The organism is Paenibacillus sp. IITD108, from assembly GCF_036541265.1.
Classification (GTDB): Bacteria; Bacillota; Bacilli; order Paenibacillales; family Paenibacillaceae; genus Pristimantibacillus.
In genome coordinates this window covers 23,257-43,590 of record NZ_JAZHCT010000042.1, presented here as the reverse complement: position 1 = coordinate 43,590, position 20,334 = coordinate 23,257, and the positions used below count along the sequence as shown (strand labels likewise).

20 protein-coding genes are annotated in these 20,334 nt (G+C 43.3%); 11 read left to right on the top strand and 9 right to left on the bottom strand.

Annotation, left to right across the window (positions count from 1 at the left end; translation table 11 throughout):
• Window positions 1-31: 31 nt before the first annotated feature.
• Window positions 32-553, bottom strand: a complete 522-nt coding sequence (gene msrA / locus V1L65_RS25220) for a peptide-methionine (S)-S-oxide reductase MsrA (protein WP_331702040.1) — start codon at window positions 551-553, stop codon at window positions 32-34.
• A 170-nt stretch (window positions 554-723) separates the two neighbouring features.
• Between msrA and V1L65_RS25215 the strand changes: the two genes are divergently transcribed.
• Both V1L65_RS25215 and V1L65_RS25210 read left to right on the top strand, forming a co-directional pair.
• Window positions 724-1,731: a TIR domain-containing protein gene (locus V1L65_RS25215; protein WP_331702039.1), complete on the top strand. Its 1,008-nt coding sequence runs from the start codon at window positions 724-726 to the stop codon at window positions 1,729-1,731.
• Window positions 1,728-1,949 carry a hypothetical protein gene (locus V1L65_RS25210; RefSeq protein WP_331702038.1) on the top strand — a complete coding sequence of 74 codons (222 nt, stop codon included), beginning with the start codon at window positions 1,728-1,730 and terminating at the stop codon, window positions 1,947-1,949. The genes V1L65_RS25215 and V1L65_RS25210 overlap by 4 nt, the downstream gene beginning before the upstream one ends.
• A 40-nt stretch (window positions 1,950-1,989) precedes the next feature.
• Here the strand turns inward: V1L65_RS25210 and V1L65_RS25205 are convergent, their stop codons facing one another.
• From V1L65_RS25205 to V1L65_RS25195, 3 genes are read right to left on the bottom strand one after another with little or no spacing between them, the layout of a single operon-like run.
• Complete coding sequence (locus V1L65_RS25205) at window positions 1,990-2,337, bottom strand: DMT family transporter (RefSeq protein WP_331702037.1); 348 nt, start codon at window positions 2,335-2,337, stop codon at window positions 1,990-1,992.
• A gap of 33 nt (window positions 2,338-2,370) precedes the next feature.
• Window positions 2,371-2,697 (bottom strand): DMT family transporter, encoded by a 327-nt coding sequence (locus V1L65_RS25200; RefSeq protein WP_331702035.1) that lies wholly within the window; start codon window positions 2,695-2,697, stop codon window positions 2,371-2,373.
• Between the two features lie 12 nt (window positions 2,698-2,709).
• Window positions 2,710-3,243, bottom strand: coding sequence for a TetR/AcrR family transcriptional regulator (locus V1L65_RS25195; RefSeq protein ID WP_331702034.1), 534 nt, complete (start codon window positions 3,241-3,243; stop codon window positions 2,710-2,712).
• Between the two features lie 166 nt (window positions 3,244-3,409).
• On the opposite strand from V1L65_RS25195, the gene V1L65_RS25190 reads away from it, so the two are divergent.
• Window positions 3,410-4,618: a GTP-binding protein gene (locus tag V1L65_RS25190; protein ID WP_331702033.1), complete on the top strand. Its 1,209-nt coding sequence runs from the start codon at window positions 3,410-3,412 to the stop codon at window positions 4,616-4,618.
• A gap of 48 nt (window positions 4,619-4,666) precedes the next feature.
• Here V1L65_RS25190 and V1L65_RS25185 read toward each other — a convergent pair whose 3' ends face one another.
• Both V1L65_RS25185 and V1L65_RS25180 read right to left on the bottom strand, forming a co-directional pair.
• On the bottom strand, window positions 4,667-5,629 hold the full coding sequence (locus V1L65_RS25185; protein ID WP_331702032.1) for a TIGR03943 family putative permease subunit: 963 nt from the start codon (window positions 5,627-5,629) through the stop codon (window positions 4,667-4,669).
• A 95-nt stretch (window positions 5,630-5,724) separates the two neighbouring features.
• Window positions 5,725-6,645, bottom strand: a complete 921-nt coding sequence (locus V1L65_RS25180) for a permease (RefSeq protein WP_331702031.1) — start codon at window positions 6,643-6,645, stop codon at window positions 5,725-5,727.
• Between the two features lie 610 nt (window positions 6,646-7,255).
• Here V1L65_RS25180 and thrS point away from each other — a divergent pair.
• The gene (gene thrS, locus V1L65_RS25175; RefSeq protein ID WP_331702044.1) at window positions 7,256-9,166 is read left to right on the top strand and encodes a threonine--tRNA ligase; all 1,911 of its coding nucleotides are present in this window, start codon (window positions 7,256-7,258) and stop codon (window positions 9,164-9,166) included.
• A 190-nt stretch (window positions 9,167-9,356) separates the two neighbouring features.
• On the opposite strand, the gene V1L65_RS25170 is transcribed toward thrS, so the two are convergent.
• Window positions 9,357-10,556: a multidrug effflux MFS transporter gene (locus V1L65_RS25170; protein WP_331702030.1), complete on the bottom strand. Its 1,200-nt coding sequence runs from the start codon at window positions 10,554-10,556 to the stop codon at window positions 9,357-9,359.
• A 432-nt stretch (window positions 10,557-10,988) separates the two neighbouring features.
• On the opposite strand from V1L65_RS25170, the gene selD reads away from it, so the two are divergent.
• Window positions 10,989-12,035, top strand: a complete 1,047-nt coding sequence (selD, locus tag V1L65_RS25165) for a selenide, water dikinase SelD (RefSeq protein WP_331702029.1) — start codon at window positions 10,989-10,991, stop codon at window positions 12,033-12,035.
• Between the two features lie 28 nt (window positions 12,036-12,063).
• Window positions 12,064-13,095 carry a tRNA 2-selenouridine(34) synthase MnmH gene (mnmH, locus tag V1L65_RS25160; protein ID WP_331702028.1) on the top strand — a complete coding sequence of 344 codons (1,032 nt, stop codon included), beginning with the start codon at window positions 12,064-12,066 and terminating at the stop codon, window positions 13,093-13,095.
• On the opposite strand, the gene V1L65_RS25155 is transcribed toward mnmH, so the two are convergent.
• Window positions 13,065-13,565, bottom strand: a complete 501-nt coding sequence (locus V1L65_RS25155; RefSeq protein WP_331702027.1) for an NUDIX hydrolase — start codon at window positions 13,563-13,565, stop codon at window positions 13,065-13,067. The two genes, mnmH and V1L65_RS25155, sit on opposite strands and share 31 nt — an antisense overlap.
• Window positions 13,566-13,796: 231 nt before the next feature.
• On the opposite strand from V1L65_RS25155, the gene V1L65_RS25150 reads away from it, so the two are divergent.
• Window positions 13,797-14,723, top strand: coding sequence for an ABC transporter ATP-binding protein (locus V1L65_RS25150; protein WP_331702026.1), 927 nt, complete (start codon window positions 13,797-13,799; stop codon window positions 14,721-14,723).
• Complete coding sequence (locus V1L65_RS25145; protein WP_331702025.1) at window positions 14,707-15,675, top strand: ABC transporter permease; 969 nt, start codon at window positions 14,707-14,709, stop codon at window positions 15,673-15,675. The genes V1L65_RS25150 and V1L65_RS25145 overlap by 17 nt, the downstream gene beginning before the upstream one ends.
• Before the next feature lie 69 nt (window positions 15,676-15,744).
• Here the strand turns inward: V1L65_RS25145 and htpX are convergent, their stop codons facing one another.
• Complete coding sequence (gene htpX / locus V1L65_RS25140) at window positions 15,745-16,623, bottom strand: protease HtpX (RefSeq protein WP_331702043.1); 879 nt, start codon at window positions 16,621-16,623, stop codon at window positions 15,745-15,747.
• 265 nt (window positions 16,624-16,888) lie between these two features.
• Here htpX and V1L65_RS25135 point away from each other — a divergent pair, with 265 nt between their 5' ends.
• From V1L65_RS25135 to V1L65_RS25125, 3 genes are all read left to right on the top strand, one after another.
• Complete coding sequence (locus V1L65_RS25135) at window positions 16,889-17,122, top strand: DUF362 domain-containing protein (RefSeq protein WP_331702024.1); 234 nt, start codon at window positions 16,889-16,891, stop codon at window positions 17,120-17,122.
• 771 nt (window positions 17,123-17,893) lie between these two features.
• Entirely contained in the window at window positions 17,894-18,556 is a 663-nt protein-coding gene (locus V1L65_RS25130) for an HAD family hydrolase (RefSeq protein WP_331702023.1), read from the top strand.
• A gap of 186 nt (window positions 18,557-18,742) precedes the next feature.
• On the top strand, window positions 18,743-20,329 hold the full coding sequence (locus tag V1L65_RS25125) for a copper amine oxidase N-terminal domain-containing protein (RefSeq protein WP_331702022.1): 1,587 nt from the start codon (window positions 18,743-18,745) through the stop codon (window positions 20,327-20,329).
• Window positions 20,330-20,334: the final 5 nt, after the last annotated feature.

Genomic DNA, 20,334 nt, shown 5'->3' with positions numbered 1-20,334 from the left:
CCTCAATTAAGGACGATTGTGTTGTTCTTTCTTATTTGCTCCAATATTTTTCGATAATAGCATCCCGGCCTGAATAAACGCGAGATTCCTTATAGTATTCAGGGTCTTTGCGGTGAAAATCTTGATGATATTCCTCCGCCGGGTAAAACACAACCGCTTCTTTAATTTGAGTGACGATCGGCTGCTCGAAACGGCCGCTCTCGCCAAGCGCTTTTTTGGACGCTTCTGCAAGCATGCGCTGTTCTTCATCATGATAAAAAATAGCTGCGATGTATTGGCTAGACCGATCGTTGCCTTGGCCTGTCGCATCTGTAGGGTCGATTTGCGGCCAGTAAAGCTCAAGCAGCTTTTCGTAAGGGAAAATATCAGGATCATAAGTGATTTGTACAACTTCGTGATGACCTGTCTCGCCTGTTAGCACTTGCTCATAAGTCGGATTTTCTAGGGTACCGCCCATATAACCTGAAATAATACCATGAATGCCTGGCTGTTCCTCGAATGGCGTTACCATACACCAGAAGCAACCGCCGGCAAAAGTAGCTTTTTTTAACATTTTGTTCACCTTCCATGCAGCAAAAGAAATCATTTCGTATGCTTTATTATTTTAGACCTAATTTTCCAATAAGTCTACTGAAAACGTTGGATATGCTTTCTCCAGCTTAATTAATCTAGTATAATTATGATATAGAGGAAATTATTTCACCAAAGGAGCACGATGCGTCGATGACTCAGCATAGAAAACCGCGAGTTTTTATAGGCAGCTCAAGGGAAGCAATCGATTTTGCCAGAGCGGTCGGTACTGCTCTTGAGTACGTTGCTGAAGTAAATCCTTGGTATGCTGCAGCGTTTAATGGCAATGATTATACGATGGAAGCGTTGGAGCGTGAGCTTTCCACGAACGATTTTGCAGTTTTTTTGTTTGCAGCAGATGATGTAGCGCTTATTCGCGGCAAGCCCGTATTTATTACAAGAGATAATACAATATTTGAAATGGGCATGTTTTGGGGCAGGCTGGGCAGAAGACGCGTGTATGGAATTATTCCTCATAATTTGGCAAGCAGAGATGATCTGATTCATAAAACGACCGTCTCGGAATATCATCTTTTATCCGATTTGACAGGTTTAACGATGCTTCGCTACAATGCCAATCGAACCGATTTAAAGCATGCAGCAGCTGTGGATACCGCCTGTGGTGAAATTATGGCAGCAATCGCTAAGGAAGGCTTGTTTGTAGATCCTAACGTTCTGCTCGTCCGCAAGCAAAGTATTTTACATTTTTTTTGGGAGTATATTCGCAATTCCGGTGCAGCCAATCAAGCGCAGCAGTACGCGTCCTATGCAGAGGCTATCCGATTCTCGTTCCTGGCGCCCAGAGATTTTCGAGTATTAGGGGCTGCCATATGGAAGAGAGAGCAAGATCGGATATACCAGGCTGGCGGCAATGTTGGCCGCGAGCGTTCGTTCCACATGGATGAAAATGCGGGAAAAAAAGAAGGCGAACAAAGAATATACATGCTGGATACGTTTTTAAGCGGAGAATGGTCATTTTTTAAGCGTCGTGAGATTGCAGAGGTATGTGTATTATGCTATCCTTTGGGTAAGAAGCATGCATTATCGGTGCATATTTCTGGAAATCGGACATTGACAGATGTACAATTAGCTGAAATTGTTGAACATAATGACGAGTTGTTAAATACAATGAATTACTTGATAGGAGGGGATTCCTTATGAACAAGCGTTCGTCGATTAGAAGAATGAAGCGCAAATCCGGATTGGGCAAGCATGCTCAAAGGAAGGTCATTCCTTTGCCGACACAAGCACAAGCGGCTTTTCTAATGCAGTCCTCGGAAGCAGACGTCTATATTGGCCCATCCGTAGAAGGTGGAGACAAAGAATATGTTAAAGTTGTAAGCGGGAAAGTAATTGAACGCAGGCCATCATTCGCATAATAACAGAATTGATATTTTCCTGAAGCTGCCTTGCTTCATCTTATGATGAAGCAGACAGCTTCTTTTTTTGTGCTGAAGAAGCGTTGAGGAGAGCGATGCCTCCCACGATGAGAAGGATGCCAGCCGCCGAAAATAAAGTAAAAACTTCCTGCCATACGATAATGCCTATTATTGCTGTCAGAACAGTGCCTGCTCCTGACCAAATCGCATAAGCCAAGCTTAGCGATACACGCTTCAAGCTGACGGATAAAAAATAAAAAGCGGTCAGGAAGCCCGCGCCAAATGCGATGGATGGGAGGAGATTCGTGAAGCCTTCTGATAATTTCAGCATCGTTGTGCCAAATACTTCACAAATAATGGCGAGCGTTAATGCGTAGTAGCCTTTCATACTGAAGCCCCCGATGTTAGTTATTAATCATTGTTAAGATGCTCCATTGCTTAATTTCATTAAAACTACTCCGCAAATTATTAATAGTAAACCGAGCAGCTTTTTCACATTGAATGTTTCTTTAAAAATCATAACACCGACCATAGCTGTCAATGCTGTCCCTACGCCAGACCAAATCGCATACGCAGTACCTAGAGTTAAAGATTGCAGGGCTAAGGATAAACAATAAAATGATACACCCATGCCAATTACAACGCCCGCTGAAGGCAGCAGCTTCTTAAAGCCGTTGGAAACTTTCAGCATCGTGCTGCCGAAAACTTCGCTTATAATCGCTGTTGCCAGAAGTAGAAATGGATTCAAGTAAATTTCTCCTTATTTTGTCAACTGAATTGCTTTTTCTAGTATTTGATTTCGTAATGCTTCATCAATCTTTCCCAGTCCGAATACTTCTGAAAACCAAAGTCCGTCAGCAATTAAGCGAACCATTGTCGCTTGTACAGGATCGATCCCATCCTGAACGAAATATTGCTGCCACTGCGCATAATGGGTTTGCATTTCCAAAAGCAGCTCCGGATTCGCGAACATAGCCACGATTAGAGCTTCGCTAATGCCATTATCCTTATTAATATCCTCGACAGTTTGCTGAATATAGGCGCGGCTCCATTTTCCCCTATCATGTGAGCTGCTGTTAATTCTTTCTTGAAGACTATGGACAAAATCACCCGTCATATATTTAACCATACCTTCTAGCAGTAGTTCTTTGTTAGGGAAGTGGTAGAGCAGCCCTCCTTTGCTTATACCAGCCTTTTTGGCGACGGCCTCTAGTGTTAAACGCTCAACGCCTTGTTTCTTCACGATGCTTGCTGCGGAAAGGAGCACCCGATTGTATTTGGAATTACGATTCATATGCTTCACCTCAGATTTACTATACCGTCTGGACGGTTCAGTGTCAATTTTGAAAGGAGGTTTTTAAAAATCAATCAACTTAACAGCAGGGTTGACAAATGATATTTCAGTTGCTATATTCTTATACGTAATGATTACGATTAAGTAAAAAGCTAGGAGGAAACATATGTCTTTGAATAAAATTCCTGTAACAGTGCTTAGCGGTTATTTAGGAGCTGGAAAAACAACGGTGCTTAACCATGTGCTGAACAATCGCAAGGGCATGAAGGTAGCTGTCATTGTAAATGATCTCAGCGAAGTTAATATCGATGCTGATCTGGTTAAAAATGGGGGAGGGCTTTCACGAACCAATGAGCAGCTTGTGGAAATGTCCAATGGCTGCATCTGCTGCACGCTTCGGGAGGATTTGCTGCGGGAGGTAGAACGGCTTGTGCAGCAAAATCGTTTTGATTACATATTGATCGAATCGACAGGGGTGGGGGAGCCAATACCGGTTGCTCATACCTTTACGTATGTGGATGAGCAGCAGGGAATAGATTTGTCTCGTTACTGCAAGCTGGACTGCATGGTGACGGTCGTTGATGCTTACCGCTTCTGGCATGACTTTTCCTCTGGCGAATCACTGCTGGAGCGCAATCAAGGCGTAGCTCAAAACGACTCGCGGGATGTCGTTGATCTGCTGATCGATCAAATTGAATTTTGCGATGTTCTTATTCTGAACAAATGCGATATGATCAAGCCTGAAGAGCTAGCTGAACTGGAAAGCTTACTAAAGAAGCTGCAGCCGCGCGCCAAGCTTATCCGCACGAATTATGGCCAAATTGACCCTTCTGAAATATTGGATACTGGATTATTTAATTTTGATGAGGCAAGTGTATCGGCTGGCTGGATCAAAGAGCTGGAGCTGGAAGAGCATACGCCGGAAACAGAGGAATACGGCATTACTTCCTTCGTCTATGAGAGAGTTCGGCCATTCCATCCTGCCAGATTGAAGCAGTGGATGTCCTATTGGCCATCCGAAATAGTCAGGGCAAAGGGAATAATGTGGCTGGCCAGCCGCAATCATATGGCGCAAAGCATCAGTCAGGCAGGGCCTTCCGTACAATTTGGCCCAATGGGATACTGGGTAGCTGCGCTGACTAAAGCAGAGCAAAATGAAATGCTAATGCAGGATTCAGAGCTGCGAAAACAGTGGGATCCGGTGTATGGCGATCGCATTAATAAAGTCGTTTTTATCGGCATTGATATGGACAGGGAAGCTATTGTTACAAGCCTTGACCTATGCTTGCTGACGGATGATGAGATGGAGCAAAGCTGGAGCAGGCTCGATGGCGATTTTCCAAATGTGAGCGAGGAAGAGCTTCAGCATCAATAATTGCACAACGAAGGGCCTTTATGAAAATAATTCATAGAGGCCCTAGTATTAATAAGCCGTTATGCTTGAATCATATTCATCCGCATACCCGTCATTGGGATATACGTAAGGCGTGCTTGGCGTTTCGATGTATTCAACCTTGCTGACATCCAGGTCCATAATTTCATATTCGCGGTAAGCAGTTGTCGTTAATACGCCAGTTATACGCACCCAAGTATCCTCTGCCAAATGATTGCCGTGGCTATAGGTTGCTAGAATGCCATAGGGTTCCGTATCTGCAGAGCAGCACATCATAGCTAATCTGGCAACAACAAATTGGTTTTGTGTCATATCGTCCTCGCGATAAACAAAGCCGCTTATAACGATTTCTTTACCGAGAAAATTTTCTTTGTACAGATCAAGTGTCGTTAGCGTTTCAATGAAACCTGCTTCTTGCACATAGACCGTATCCTGCTCATATAGTTTTTTTCCAAGGGTGGCATGCATTTCTGTGTATTCATCGAAAGGGAACAGCGTGTCCAAACTGTCTTTTGCTGCAGTTGGCACTTCAGCAGGGGCAGGGGCATTGCTGGAAGATACCGTGCTTGGTGGTGCTGATGATTCAGCTGTTACTGCAGCCGAAGCAGTGCTGTTAGCCGTAACATTATTGCTAGTGGCAAGATTGACCCCTTTAAGAGAAGTAATATTGCTCCCGAGCAGTGTATCCGAGGTGAAAAGTCCGAGCAATAATGGCAGCAGAAACATGCTGTAAATGATGATATTTTTCGCTTTAGATTTTGAAGGCTGATGGCTGCACCCACAATCAGGTTTCTGTTTATGAGTAACATTGTGCAAGGCGATATAGACGAATACAACCGCTAGTATAAACATAGCCAGAGCAGATAGCTTAACTAATAATTCCGTACGGGGCGCTATATAGTAATTAAGGCGTTCATCCTTGACGAGCTTGACGATCAGATAGGAGAAACCGCCCATCAGCAGAGCACGCAGAACATAATGAAAGGTGTGCATAATATAATTGCAAATCTCCTTTCAAATTAATTAATACAATTAAATATTAATATTGATAATTAAAACTGTTTTATTTACTAATTGCTTGGAAAGTATCAATAACCTAATAATAAAGCGCCAGCAAATACGGTTATAAATATAAGAACAGAGAGAAGCAGCACAAAACGTTTTTTAAATACAGACATAAGCATTAAAGTACTCTTGAAATCCAGCATAGGTCCAAAGACAAGAAAAGCGAGCAAGGAGCTGCTGGAAAAGATCGATGCAAATGATGAAGCGACGAAAGCATCTGACGTTGAGCAAATAGAAAGAATGTATGCAAAGCCCATCATAAAGAAAATAGAGCTGAATTCAGCTTGTCCAATATCAACTAAATTCGTTCTCGGCAGAAAAGTTTGAATGGCTGCTGTAAGAATGGAGCCCAGCATAACATATTTACCCATATCAAAAAACTCATTGCCGGCATGATCGACCATAGTAAGGAGCTTATTTGGCTTGTTTGTATGTATGGTATGCGGGTTCGCATGGATTTCTGCATGCTCCTTCTCCAAGCCGCAGCTGTGGCTATGCTGGCGCTCGTCTGCTGCTGATTGCTTATTTTCTAATGGGTTTCCTTTTATAAAAAAGTATATAATTAACCCTATTAACAATCCGGCTGCAAGCGCTAATCCCATTCGGGAGTAAATTAAATCAGGGCGAGAGCGAAAAGCAGTATAGGTTGCTGCAATTACGACTGGATTAACAATTGGACCAACAACTATAAATACAATTCCGATATATAAGGGCATGCCTTTGGCAAGTAGACGCCTAACGATCGGGATTAATCCGCATTCGCAAACCGGGAACAAAAATCCTAGCACTAAGGCAAACGGTACCCCAAGCAGCGGGTTGCGTGGAATACATTTTCGTATAAACCTTTCAGACACAAACTGCTGCATGAGTGAGGAGACGATGACACCCAACAGAAGAAAGGGGAGAGTCTCTAACAAAATGCCTAGCAAAATTGTCTTGAACATCGTAAATGAAGACAACTCCCAGAGCTTTCCTTGCACTAAAAATCTCACAGACTCAGGAAAAAAAGCGAACCAAACGATTAGACCGCACAGGAATATATAAAAAAGATGAATGTGTTGACGGTTAGAGGCAATGCGCAATATCTTTCCTCCTTTCCCTAAAAATAGATAAACGTAATCATTACGCATAAATAATATCGCGATAAAGGAAATGTGTCAAATTAACTTTTTTAATAGAATTGACTAAAAAAACTTGACTTTTCTAAAGCAAGTTTAGTAAGCTGAGTCAAAGTCATTCATATAGAGCATTGATCAAAGACATGATATCGTGTACGAATTGCCCAGAGAGAGGAGCGTTTGCTGAAAGCTTCTTCAATTACGGCGCGAATATTACCCCTTTGTAGCTGTGGCGTTGAACCTGTCTGATGGCAGCATTATGCGGCACCGTTTTATCCCCGTTACTGGATACTAATAAGGACCTTGCTGCAGTTATTACCTGCATCAGGTCGAATTAGGGTGGAACCACGAGCTGAACGCACTCGTCCCTTCGAGGAGAGCTGCGTTTTTTTGCATTCATATAAACTTAATCTTGAAGATTGGAGGAGAGCATGTTATGGAAATTATGCTGCAGGATGGAATAAAACGGAGGTATGAACTTGGAACAACTGTTGGGCAAATTGCTGAATCAATTAGCGCAGGACTTAAGAAAAATGCGATTGCAGGCAAGCTTGACGGTAAACTTGTAGACATGAACTATCAGATTGAGCATGATGCTCAGCTGGACATTATTACACTCGACAGCAAGGATGGTCTAGATATATATCGCCACAGCACAGCCCATTTGATGGCTCAAGCTATAAAAAGACTGTATAGCGGCAGCAAAATACAGCTTGGTATCGGCCCTGTCATTGAAGATGGCTTTTATTATGATATTAATATTGACAAAACATTCTCTACAGACGATTTGGCGGAAATTGAGAGAGAGATGGCCCGCATCGTCCAAGAGAACCTGCCGATAACTCGACAGATTGTCAGCCGCTCGGAAGCGATTAATCTGTTTGAGGGGTTAGACGATTCACTTAAGCTGGAATTAATTCGCGATCTGCCTCAGGAAGCAGAAATTTCCCTGTATCGTCAAGGTGAATTTGTTGACCTGTGCCGCGGACCTCATTTGCCGACTACTGGAAAAATTAAAGCGTTCAAGCTGATGAGCGTAGCTGGCGCTTATTGGCGCGGCGACTCCAACAATAAAATGCTGCAGCGAATTTACGGCACTGCTTTTCCAAAAAAAGCGCAGCTGGATGAGCATTTGCATATGCTTGAGGAAGCGAAGAAACGTGATCATCGCAAGCTTGGCAAGGAGCTGGAGCTGTTTATGTTTTCTGAGGAGGCGCCTGGCATGCCGTTTTTCCTGCCTAAAGGAATGACGATTCGCAATGAGCTGGAAAGCTTCGCTAGAGAACTGCAGCGGGAACGGGAATATGAAGAGGTTCGGACACCGTTGATGATGAATAATCGCATTTGGGAGCAATCGGGGCACTGGGATCACTATAAAGATAATATGTATTTTACTAATGTTGATGATACGAAGTTCGCACTCAAGCCAATGAATTGCCCCGGACATATGTTGATTTACAAAAACAGCCTGCACTCGTATCGCGAGCTGCCCATTCGGATTGCTGAATTCGGCCAAGTGCATCGCCATGAATTTTCTGGAGCATTGAACGGCATGATGCGGGTTCGTACGTTTTGTCAGGATGATGCTCATTTATTCGTGCTTCCTGAGCAAATCGAGGAGGAAATCAGCCGTGTCATTGCATTGATTGATCATGTATATGAGGTGCTTGGCTTTAGCTATCGCATTGAATTGTCAACTCGGCCGGAAAATTCGATGGGCTCGGAGGAATTGTGGAATCAAGCGGAGCAATCGCTTAAAAACGTATTGGATAAGCTGGGTGCAGATTATGTAATTAATGAAGGCGACGGCGCTTTTTACGGACCAAAAATAGACTTTCACATTTTGGATGCGTTAAAGCGCAGCTGGCAGTGCGGTACGATACAGCTTGATTTTCAAATGCCAGAAAAATTCGATTTAAGCTATATCGGCGAGGATAGTTTAAAACATCGTCCAGTAGTCATTCACCGTGCGCTTTATGGATCCATAGAAAGATTTATCGGAATATTGACTGAGCATTTTGCAGGAGCATTTCCGCTTTGGCTGGCCCCGGTTCACGTAAAGCTGCTGACTGTTTCTGACCATTATTTGGATGATGCTCTTCAAGTGAAGCAGCTGCTTGATAAGGAAGGAATTCGTATTGAGTTAGATGTGCGCGATGAGAAGCTCGGCTATAAAATTCGCGAAGCGCAGCTGCAGAAGGTCCCTTATATGCTCGTTTTGGGGGAAGCAGAAAGAAATAATAATACAGTATCCGTCAGAAAACGCGGCGAAGGAGATTTGGGGCAAAGAAAGCCGGAAGAGCTTGCAGCACAAATCGCAGCGGAGATTAAGAGCAGGAAGCGGTAGATAACGCATATCACGCATCCAACGATTAAATTGTAAATTAAATAAAATCTACAAAGGAGCTGACCCGACTGGGCCGGCTCCTGTCTATTAAAATATAGGAAAGTATAAGTTTTCACTTTATACATGTTCCTATATTTCATCGGTAAACGCGCCTGTCCTAAGGATGGCGGAGCCGTTTATCGTTGTTGCTTCATATACTATACATCGTGCTTCTGCTTGCAAGAACTTTGCTGACCAAAACCATTGCAATGGACAGGCCGAGAAAATACAGCGGCATCGTAAGCAAGGAACCGTTATGCAAATAGCTCATGCCACTCGTAATCAGACTAACGAGTAAATAGTAACCCAAACCGAACACCGCTCCCGCAGTACCAACCACATCCTTATATTGTACAAGTGCCAGGCTTAGGCAATTCGGAATTGCCATACCGACGCCGAGCAGCAAAATAAAGAGGCAAAAAATGATGCCGACCAGTGAGAACACATTGGACAGCGGGTTAATGAAGGTAAGAAGCACTAATAACAAAGCTCCGGCTGCAGCCGTAAGGCAACCACGAGCAATAATATTTTCAGCGGTCAGCCGGCTTAAAAGCTGCTTGGACAGCATGGCGCCCAATATGGATGACAAGGCCACAAATATGCCAAGCAATCCAAACCAACCAGGTTCGAGCCCGAAAAATTCAATGAAAATAAAAGGAGCTTCAGCATAATAGCTAAAAAGAATCCCGTTCGTTGCGCCAATCAAGAAACCGAATGCCCAGATGCGGCCATCTTTAAGCATTCTCCTAGCTACTGCAAAGGAGCTGGTATTTTTAATAGAGGCTGCTTTTCGCGTTTCCGGCAAAGAAGTCCATGTATAGGCGAATATAGCAACGCTTATCACAATTAAGGTCATAAAGACAGCGCGAAAGCCAAGCCATTGATCTATCCATCCGCCCAGCAATGGTCCGACGGCGGGAGTAAAGGCGAGTGCGGCGGAAATTTGGGCGAACATGACATGGCGCCGATCGTCCGGGATACTCTCCCGTAATATAGTCTGTGTTACAACAGAGCCTGTACTTGCTCCGAACGCTTGAATAAAACGGCTAACTAGCAGCCATTCAACAGATGGAGACAAATAACAGCCAAGGCTGCCGATCCCATAGACAGCAATCCCCCAAAGAAGGGAAGGTCTGCGGCCAATTAAATCGGATAATCTGCCCCAGCAAAATACACCGATAGCAAAGCCGAGAAAATAGATGCTTAACGTTAATTGAATATGATTGCTGCTTGCTTGAAGCTGCTCCGTAATATCAGGCAGTGACGGTGTGTAGATCGTTTCGCTTATCTGCGGAAATCCTACTAATACGATAAATAACAATAATGACGGTGCTGAGATTTTTCTTAACATTTTTACTTCCCCCTATACTTGCAAAATCTCAATCAAATCATGTTGTTTGTTGAGATTACGGGATGGGGGGCTTGCACTTGCACAATCGGGAAAATGGTAACATATCAAACAACCTTTTCATTTATAGGGGGGATAATATCTTTATGCAGTATAACAGGATCGCATTATTGCTACAAGCAAGTTTTATCACGCTTTCATCAAGCCCCTGTTAAATTAATAATGAAAACATTGATTATACATCATTTAAGTATGTGCTTTTATAACAGAAGCTTACTTACACAGCCTTGAAAGGGATACAATTTAAGTTTTATAATAACTTAAGGTAAGTAAATAGTTGCAAAAGCAATTATTAGAGCATATAACGTTGCAATCTTAACACATTTCGAGGCGACAGGATAAGATTTTTCACTTTATGAAAGAGGATGATAAAAAATGGAACAGCAAACCGTTAAGTTAACGGCGTTATCAAGCAAAGGCGGGTGCGGCTGCAAAATCGGCCCGGCTGATTTGGGGCAAGTTGTACGCAGTCTCCCGCCAGCTAAGCCAAACCCGAATTTATTAGTAGGATTGGATACTAGTGATGATGCCGGCGTTTATAAACTAAATGATGAGCTCGCCATCGTACAAACGGTTGATTTTTTCACGCCCATCGTTGATGACCCTTACTCCTTTGGACAGATTGCGGCAGCTAATGCGATTAGTGATATTTATGCAATGGGTGGAACACCACTTACGGCTCTTAATATCGTTGCATTTCCAATTACTACATTAGACAAGCAAATATTGGCGGAAATCATGCGCGGAGCTGCGGATAAGGCTGCAGAAGCCGGTGTTACTATTGTCGGCGGCCATTCCATTGATGATAAGGAGCCAAAATTCGGCATGGCTGTTACTGGCGTTGTGCATCCGGAACAAGTAAGAACGAACACAGGAGCAAAGCTGGGAGATAAGCTTATTTTAACGAAACCGATCGGTGTCGGCATTATGACGACTTCTCTTAAAAACAATCAATTGTCGGAACAAGAAATCGATCGGGTTACGAAAGTCATGTCTGCATTGAACAGACAGGCAGCTGAAATAATGAGCAAGTATACGGTGCATGCTTGCACAGATGTTACTGGTTTCGGTCTGTTGGGACATTTGCTGGAGATGGCCAAGGGCAGCAAAGCCGAATTTTCGGTTCATAGAGATCGTGTGCCTGTTTTGCCGCGTACAAGAGAGCTGGCAGAGCTTGGCTTTGTACCTGGAGGAACGAAAAACAATTATAACCACATTAAGGCAGACGTCGTATTTCCAGAAGAACTTGACCAGCTTGATCAGTGGATTTTATGCGATGCCGTTACTTCAGGAGGATTGCTGATTGCTGTCGCTGCTGATGAAGCGGAGCAATTGCTGGAGCAATTCGTACATGCAGGTATAGAGGCGGCCTTAATTGGCGAAGTAATAGGAGAAGGACAAGGCCGGATTTACGTTTCTTAATGCTGATTGAAAGTGTGGCGCTGCTAATATGTTTCAAGATATAACGCTAGAAAAGTGGAGGTTGCATAAGCAAGCTCACACGGTAACAACGATTGATGTGCGTTCCCCATCCGAATTCAAACTGGCGACAATACCAGGCAGTATCAATATTCCTTTATTTGATGATGAGGAGCGGGCGGAGGTTGGAACAATCTATAAGCAGGTCAGTGTAGAAGCTGCCAAACAGCGCGGCTTGGAAATTGTATCTGCTAAATTGCCAGCTTTTATAAAACGGTTTTCCGAAATTCCGGGCGAGAAAACGGTGTTTTGTTGGCGAGGCGGGATGCGAAGCAAAACGTCTGCAACTGTCGTTTCATTAATGGGGATTAAGGCTTCTCGTTTAATTGGCGGCTACAGGTCATATCGCCAGTGGGTAGTTGAGCAGCTTGAGACGATGAACTATAATCCGAAAGCGGTCGTGCTGCAGGGCAATACAGGCTGCGGAAAAACGGACATATTGCGCCGGTTGAAGGAAAAAGGCCATGCAGTAATTGATTTGGAGGGAATGGCAGGCCATCGCGGCTCTATATTTGGAGGAATCGGGCTTGAACCGAATAATCAGAAAATGTTTGAAGGCCTGCTCGTAGAAGAGCTGCTTGCGACCCAAAAAGCCGCTTTCTTTGCCGTTGAAGCGGAAAGCAAACGAGTCGGTAAAGCCGTCATTCCTGATTTTTTGATGAGCAAGAAAGAGACCGGTATTGCCATTATGATTGAACTGCCCCTGCAAGCGCGTGTCGAGCAAATATTAAAGGACTATGAGCCTTGGAAAAACAATGAAGCCTGCCAGCAGGCTTTCCAGCGAATCAAGTCCAGAATTCATACGCCTATTGCACATGAAATCCAATCCTGCCTGGAAGCCGAAAAATACGCAGCTGCAGTTGAGATGATGCTCGTTTATTACTACGATCCCAAATATTCCTTCTCGCAAGGTCAATATGAGCTGGAAAAAAACTATTTGGTTAAAGTTCAGACTGTAGATGAAGCATTTGATCAGGTGGAAGAAATTTTACTGCATGCATAATCCAATATTTCCTGATAGACAGAATGCCAGTTTTTATAAAACTGGCTTATTTCTGCCGGCTCGATAAAAATTCTTTCGCCCGCTTCATATTCAGCCAGATAAGGACGGAGCGTTGTAACATTCATCCGATAGAACACTTGATAGCCAACTTTCGGGTATGGGCTTTGCTCCGTCCAATTCGGATTGTCGTTGTGATCAACACATATAGCACCTAACAACTGGCAATCTCCTTCTACATAGGCCTCCTCCAGCGCTTCACGCCTCATGCATTGCGCAGGCGTTTCACCCAATTCTATATGTCCGCCTGGAAAATCCCAGCCGCGAGCATGCAGATTTACTAATAACAGCTTTTCTTCGTAAAAGCAAAATCCATGCACGCTTGTAATAAGCTGTGCTGGCGGAAGATTTATGGTTTGCTCCCAAGTCAAGGCTACGCGTGATTGCCCCCAATTTACAATAATCGTAGACATTTCCAGACCTCCATTACTATCACTCGCATGTTGTACAAGGTTATTCACTACTTAAAAAGTGTAATCGTTCAGAAAGGATTGCGCAATGGATTTCATTAGTCAGCTATTCTAAAGTCCAACAGCTGACTGGACCAGGGTCCAGCTAGCATTTAGACTGAAGACCATTCTATGCTCTGGCAAAATTACGGTATAGTTATCGCATACTATGAGATTTGCAGGGGGTTAACAGCAGTGAGTGATGAAGCCGTATTGCAGCTTCGCGGCGTAACCAAAAAAATTGGCAGCCGCGTTATTGTGGACAATCTGTCATTTGATGTTCCGAAAGGCGAGGTGTTCGGTTTTCTAGGGCCAAACGGTGCGGGGAAAACAACGACGATTCGCATGATTGTGGGACTAATCGGAATGACTAAAGGCGAAATATTAGTTAAAGGCATTTCGGTAAGCAAGCATTTCGAGCTTGCGATGACGCATATTGGCGCTATCGTTGAGAATCCGGAAATGTATAAATTTTTGAGCGGCTATCAAAACCTGGTCATGTTTGGCAGAAGACATGCGGGAGTGACAAAGGAAAGAATTAATGAGGTTGTTAAGCTTGTAGGTTTGGAAAATCGCATCCACGAGAAGGTAAAGCGCTACTCGCTCGGCATGCGTCAGCGGCTTGGCGTAGCGCAGGCTTTGCTGCATAAGCCATCCGTGCTTATTTTTGACGAGCCGACTAACGGCTTGGATCCTGCCGGCATTCGCGAGCTGCGAGATTATTTGCGCCAATTGGCAAGAGAGGAAGGGATCGCGGTTATCGTCTCCTCACATCTGCTGTCGGAGATGGAGCTGATGTGCGATCGGATAGCGATTATTCAGACAGGCAAGCTTATAGATGTGCGTACAATAAGCGAGATGAAAAACGCAGCCAGCAGCAATAAAATTAGAGTAGAGGTAACAGACCCAGAGCAAGCGCTGGAGCAATTAGCTGCTGTATTGCCAGATCTAAGCGTGATTGCACAAGCTGACGGACTTCATATTACAGCTGGCAAGGAGCGTATTCCGGAAATTATTCGAACACTTGTACATGGACAAATCGACATATACGGCATTTGGACGGATAATTATTCACTTGAAGATCAATTTTTGGAGCTAACAAGGGGTGAACAAATTGTCTAGTGCAGCTATGTTGATTAAAAATGAAAATATGAAAATATACCGCAGACCCCGTACTTGGGCAATGATAGGGCTGCTGATTATAGCATTAATGCTTGTGGCAGGGATTATGAAGTGGGACCAATCGTCGCAGTCCGATCAGTCGAATTGGCGCGAGGAGATTACACAGGGCAACGAATCAATGCGTCAAGCGCTCACAGAAAATGAAGGAGCATTTGATGAGCAAACAGCCATAAACTTAGAGAATCGCATTAAAGTAAATGAGTATTATTTGGATAATAATATAAATCCATACGCATATACATTATGGTCTTATATGGACACATCTTCCGCTTTAATTATTTTAGTCACGATCCTTACGGTTATAGTCGCAGCAGATATGGTTGCAGCAGAATTTTCATGGGGAACGATTAAGCTATTGCTTGTTGGGCCTGCATCACGAGCGAAGGTTTTGCTCTGTAAATATATATCAACTTTTATGTTTGCCATCTTGCTGCTCGTTTTATGCTTCGCTGTCTCATTTGCCATAGGAGCTTCTTTGGAAGGGCTCGATAGCTTGTCCCAGCCTAAGATTTCAATCGGCGCTGACGGCCAGATTGAAGAAAGCTCCATGGTATTAAACGTACTGCAAAAATACGGCTACAGCGTCATTGAGCTTATCATGTATGTCACTTTCGCATTTATGATATCCGCTTCCTTCCGCAGCTCTTCAATGGCTATAGGCTTTTCTTTATTAGGCATATTGATGGGAAATACACTAGTATCGGTGCTTGCCAAGTACGAGTGGGTCAAATATTTGCTATTTGCCAATATCGATCTTAGCAGATATGCAAACGGTCATCCGCTAAGGCCGGAAATGACGTTATCCTTCTCCATTATTATGCTTGCAGTCTACTACATCGTATTCCAGCTGATCGCGTGGTTTATGTTTACCAAAAGAGATGTAGCGGGATAAACAATAAAAAGGGCAATTCTGTCAGTCAAATGGAATGACTGCGGAATTGCCCTTTGCGTTACGTTTAGATTATTGCTGCAAACGCTGAATACGATCATCGAGAGCAGGATGGGATGAGAAGAGGGAAAGCATTTTTGGACGATTGCTAATTTTTAAAGTAGCAAGCGAAGTTTGGCTGTTATCAATAAGCTCATGCTTTCTCTTCAAGGATTGCAGCGCGTGAATCATTTTGTCACGGCCCGCATAGGCTGCGCCGCCCGCATCCGCATGGTACTCGCGATATCGGGAAAATGCCATGACGACAATGGTGCCAAGTATAGAGAAAATAATCTGAAACACAATGATACATACAAAATGTACGATACCGCTAAGCTCATCGCGTTTGACAAGGCTGGATACGATATAAGCTGCAATACGAGATAAAAAGACGACGAATGTATTGACGACACCTTGCAGCAGCGTCATGGTTACCATGTCGCCGTTTGCGATGTGGGCAATTTCATGGGCGATTACGCCGTCAACCGCATCGTTGTCCAATTGATCAAGCAGCCCTGTAGACAAAGCTACGAGTGAGCGTTTCTTGGAAGGGCCTGTTGCAAAAGCATTTACTTCTGGGGATTGATAAATACCAACCTCCGGCATATGAGTAAGCCCGGCAGCACGCGCATAATAATGTACCCGTTCAACGATGTCGCGCTCTTGAGAAGACAGAGGCTTACTAGGATCAAGAACGGAAACGCGCATCGCCATTTTAGCCATCCATCTGGACATGGCAAGGGAAATAAATGACCCGGTAAAACCGACAACAGCACTAAATACGAGCAAGGATGCAAAATTAATGCCATCCTCCGTAATGTAATTGCCTATGCCAAAAACAGCAAAAATAATAGAAATCGTTGTAATGACTAAAATATTAGTTAGCAGAAACAACATAATACGTCTAAACAGCTTCATCAACCTTCTTTCTCTAATAAAATGTAATTACTAATATGTATTTCTATTGCACCTAAAACTATGCTTGTTACATAGTAACATTCTGCGATCAAACAGGAAATAGATTTTGGTCAAGTTTTTGAGTGAAAAGCATATTATTTTTAGTAGAGACAAGAAGGAAATCGAGTTTGAATAGCGAATTCCGATAAATAGCAGCCGCAATATCCATTTACTATTTTTTTGCACAAGAAATCAGATCATGGTGAAAGGTGTGAAGAGAATGGCTTTTGTAATAACGGAAGCTTGTATTGGAGAAAAAGCAACAGATTGCGTTGATGTATGTCCCGTCGATTGTATAGCGGAAGGTGAAGACCAGTATTTTATTAATGCAGATGTATGTATTGACTGCGGTGCATGTGAAACGGCTTGTCCCGTCGGTGCGATTTACTATGAGGATGATTTGACTGAGGATCGCAAGCATTTCATAGAAAAGGCGGCAAGCTTCTATAGCTGACATTAGCTGACATTTTATAGCTTACAAATGTGTAGCTTACAAATGTATAGCATCCAATTAATTAACCCATTAGGCTGCGCCAAGCAGCCTGATGGGCTATTTTTTGCGTTGCTGTTGTTGGGTGCCTGCTGTCAAGGCAGAATGGACAAGTGTTCGTGGAGCCTAATATTTTGCGAATTGTGCCAAACTAATGGTTAAAATTAGCCTACAAAGGCGGACGCTGCCGCTTCTCCAGTCCCAAACCTGCTCTCCGATCCCTTTTCTTTTGCTTACCAAATGTGCACAATGAATGGAGATGGTCACACATTCCGTTATTTGCCTAAAAACGGCCATTTTTTTAATTACGAGGACACACATTCCGCTATTTGGCTCTATACGGGACTTTTTCTTTGATTTTTTGACCAATAGCGGAACGTGTGTCACTTTACCTCCTCAAAACTGCAATTTTGGGCCAAATAGCGGAACGACTGACCATCTATTGAAGTTGTAGATTTCTTGTAGACAGGGCAACAAGCAATATATGCTGGTTGATACCTGCCTCTGTACCCATGTGGAACGCGTCAAGAGCTTTCCAATGTAAGTTTCCTAAACAAATTGAAGAAATGCAGCTAGTATTGGCATATTAAAGTATATTTCATAAGCCCGAGACAGCCAGCGAAGCATGGAGATATAAAACGAATGAAACGATTGAAATTAAATGATATAGTAGGGAGTAGATAAAATAATTCTTTGCTTTTTAAATAAGAGAGAGGACAGGATAGGTGAAGCCAATTGATTAAAGCTCTTATTTTTGATTTCGACGGAACCATAGTGGATACGGAGACACCTTGGTATTACGCTTATCGTGATTTGTATAGCAGCTATAATGTTGATTTGCCGCTCGAGGTTTGGGGGCAATGCGTTGGAACAGGCTTTGAAGCCTTTAATCCTCATATAAATCTTGAGGAGCAAACGAAACGGTCATTTGATCATAAACAGTTGGAAGCTTTTACAGCTGAAAAGCATAATGAGTATATGGTGAAGCAAACGCTGCGGCCAGGCATTGAGAATTATTTGGCTGCAGCCAAGCAATCGGGCTTGCGTTTAGCAATCGCATCCAGCTCACACAGACATTGGATTGAAAAATATTTAACGGCATTTAATATTGGGCATTATTTCGAATTTATTGCATCTGCTGACGATGTAGAGAAGGTAAAGCCTAACCCAGAGTTATATCTAAAAGCGCTAGAATGGCTGCAGATTAAGCCGGCTGAAGCGATTGCCTTTGAGGATTCCAGGCATGGATTGTTTGCGGCGAAGTGTGCTGGCATCAAGACAGTAGTTACGCCTAATGAAGTGACCAGTTATATGACATTTGAAAACTATGACTTGCTGTTGTCATCCCTGGCTGATATCAGTTTGGATGAACTGGTAAAGCAATTGTCGGCTGATTAAATTACTAGAAATTTTGAAACCTGTGCACAGCGCTCAAAAGCGCTTCATTGCACGGGTTTTTGTTTTTTCTATTTCCACGTAACTTATTGCTTTTAATTCATTAAATCCTTGGAAACTTTTTGTAGTACATAACGTCTAACTATGCAATGATTATATCTTTTAAAGGAGAGAGGATGAACAAAACGCATGCATAGATCTATAAAGAAAAAGGCTGTGCAGCGGGCTTGCGCCTTAGTAGCTGCAGCGGCGCTGGCAATAGGAGCAGTGGATTTGACAAGTCCTGCAGCTACTTATGCCGCAAGTATAAACGATTTTAAAATAAATAATGCTGATCAAGCTATTGAACGTGCCGAGGAGCTGCTGCTGCTGCCAGAAGGCGCAAAGGTGACGGCTAAATTTAATGGTGCTTACTGGGAGCTTACCTTCAAGACCGTTGAGAAGGACTTTTATGGCAATGCCCGCCATACCGGTGAACTGGCTATATCTGCTGTTGATGGAGAGCTGACGAGTTTCAGAGTGAAATACAGTTTATACAAATATACGGGAGATTTGATGCAGCCTCCTTATGATGAAAGCAAACAGAAAATTTCTTTTGAAGAAGCAACCGCCATTGCAGATCAGTTTGCAAGCAAGCAAAGCTGGCAGCTTAAGGATGATTGGATTCACGACCGTTATCCGGTATCGGAATACAATACTCGAGATCAAGAGAAAACAGTCCATTGGGTGCATTATGACCGACTTCATAACGGTTATCGTGATGACAGTAATCATATGGCTATATTAGTAGATCGTGTTACAGGCGAAATTGCCTCCTACGAAGTGTATTGGACAAATAATGTTTATGCGGTCAATGATGCGCTTGAAGGTGAGAGCGAATTTATTACTGCACCGGCAGCGGCGAAAATTATTATTAATGAAATTAAACCGTATTTGCATTGGGCAGAGGAGAATGGACCTGCCAGCAAACGTCTGGCTTATTCCCTTCACTATAGGTATGTACTGGACTCAAAAGGGAAGTTCCCAAGTCTTTATTATGCTGATCCGCCAAAGTTTGCAGATAAAGCTGTGCCTAGATATCCGATTGAACTGGCACAAAAACGTTTATTGTCCTTATATGATTTGAATCGCGAGTATGTACCCGGAAAGAATGGTGTACTTATTCTTCACTATACGCTTCGAATCAAGCCCGGTGTGCCGTTGTTCTACAATGGGGTTCATCCATCAATTGATGCCAATACAGGAGAATGGATTGATTTCTTAAGTAATCCAATTCGCGAAAATCTGCCAAAAGTTGGAGACTGGCTCATTGATGAAGTTGCTCCAGCTGATAAAGTCGGATATAAGGCTGCTATTGTATGGAATAATGAGCTGCAAAAGCTGCAGAACGAGCCGATAATTGAAAATCAGTATACTTTAGTGCCATTCCGCGAGCTGTTGACAAAGCTGGAGGCCAAAATCAACTGGGATCCCGTAAATCGAGTAGTAACGGCAAGTAAAGACAAGACTACCATTCAATTAAAGATAGATTCCCAAAATGTCTATATTAACGGAAAAAAGCAAACGTTAAATACGCCTGCTCGCCTTGCTGGCGGAAGAACGTATATCCCGGCACGGCTTGTACTTGAAACGTTCGGAGCCAAGGTTAAATGGGATGGAGATTCCCGCTTCGTTATCGTAAAGACGGATCTATCACTTCCTGAGCTGTCTAAAGAGGAAATTAAGCAAATGCGATTCACGGCTCACCTTCAAGCACAAGAAAAAACAACAAAATAACAGGA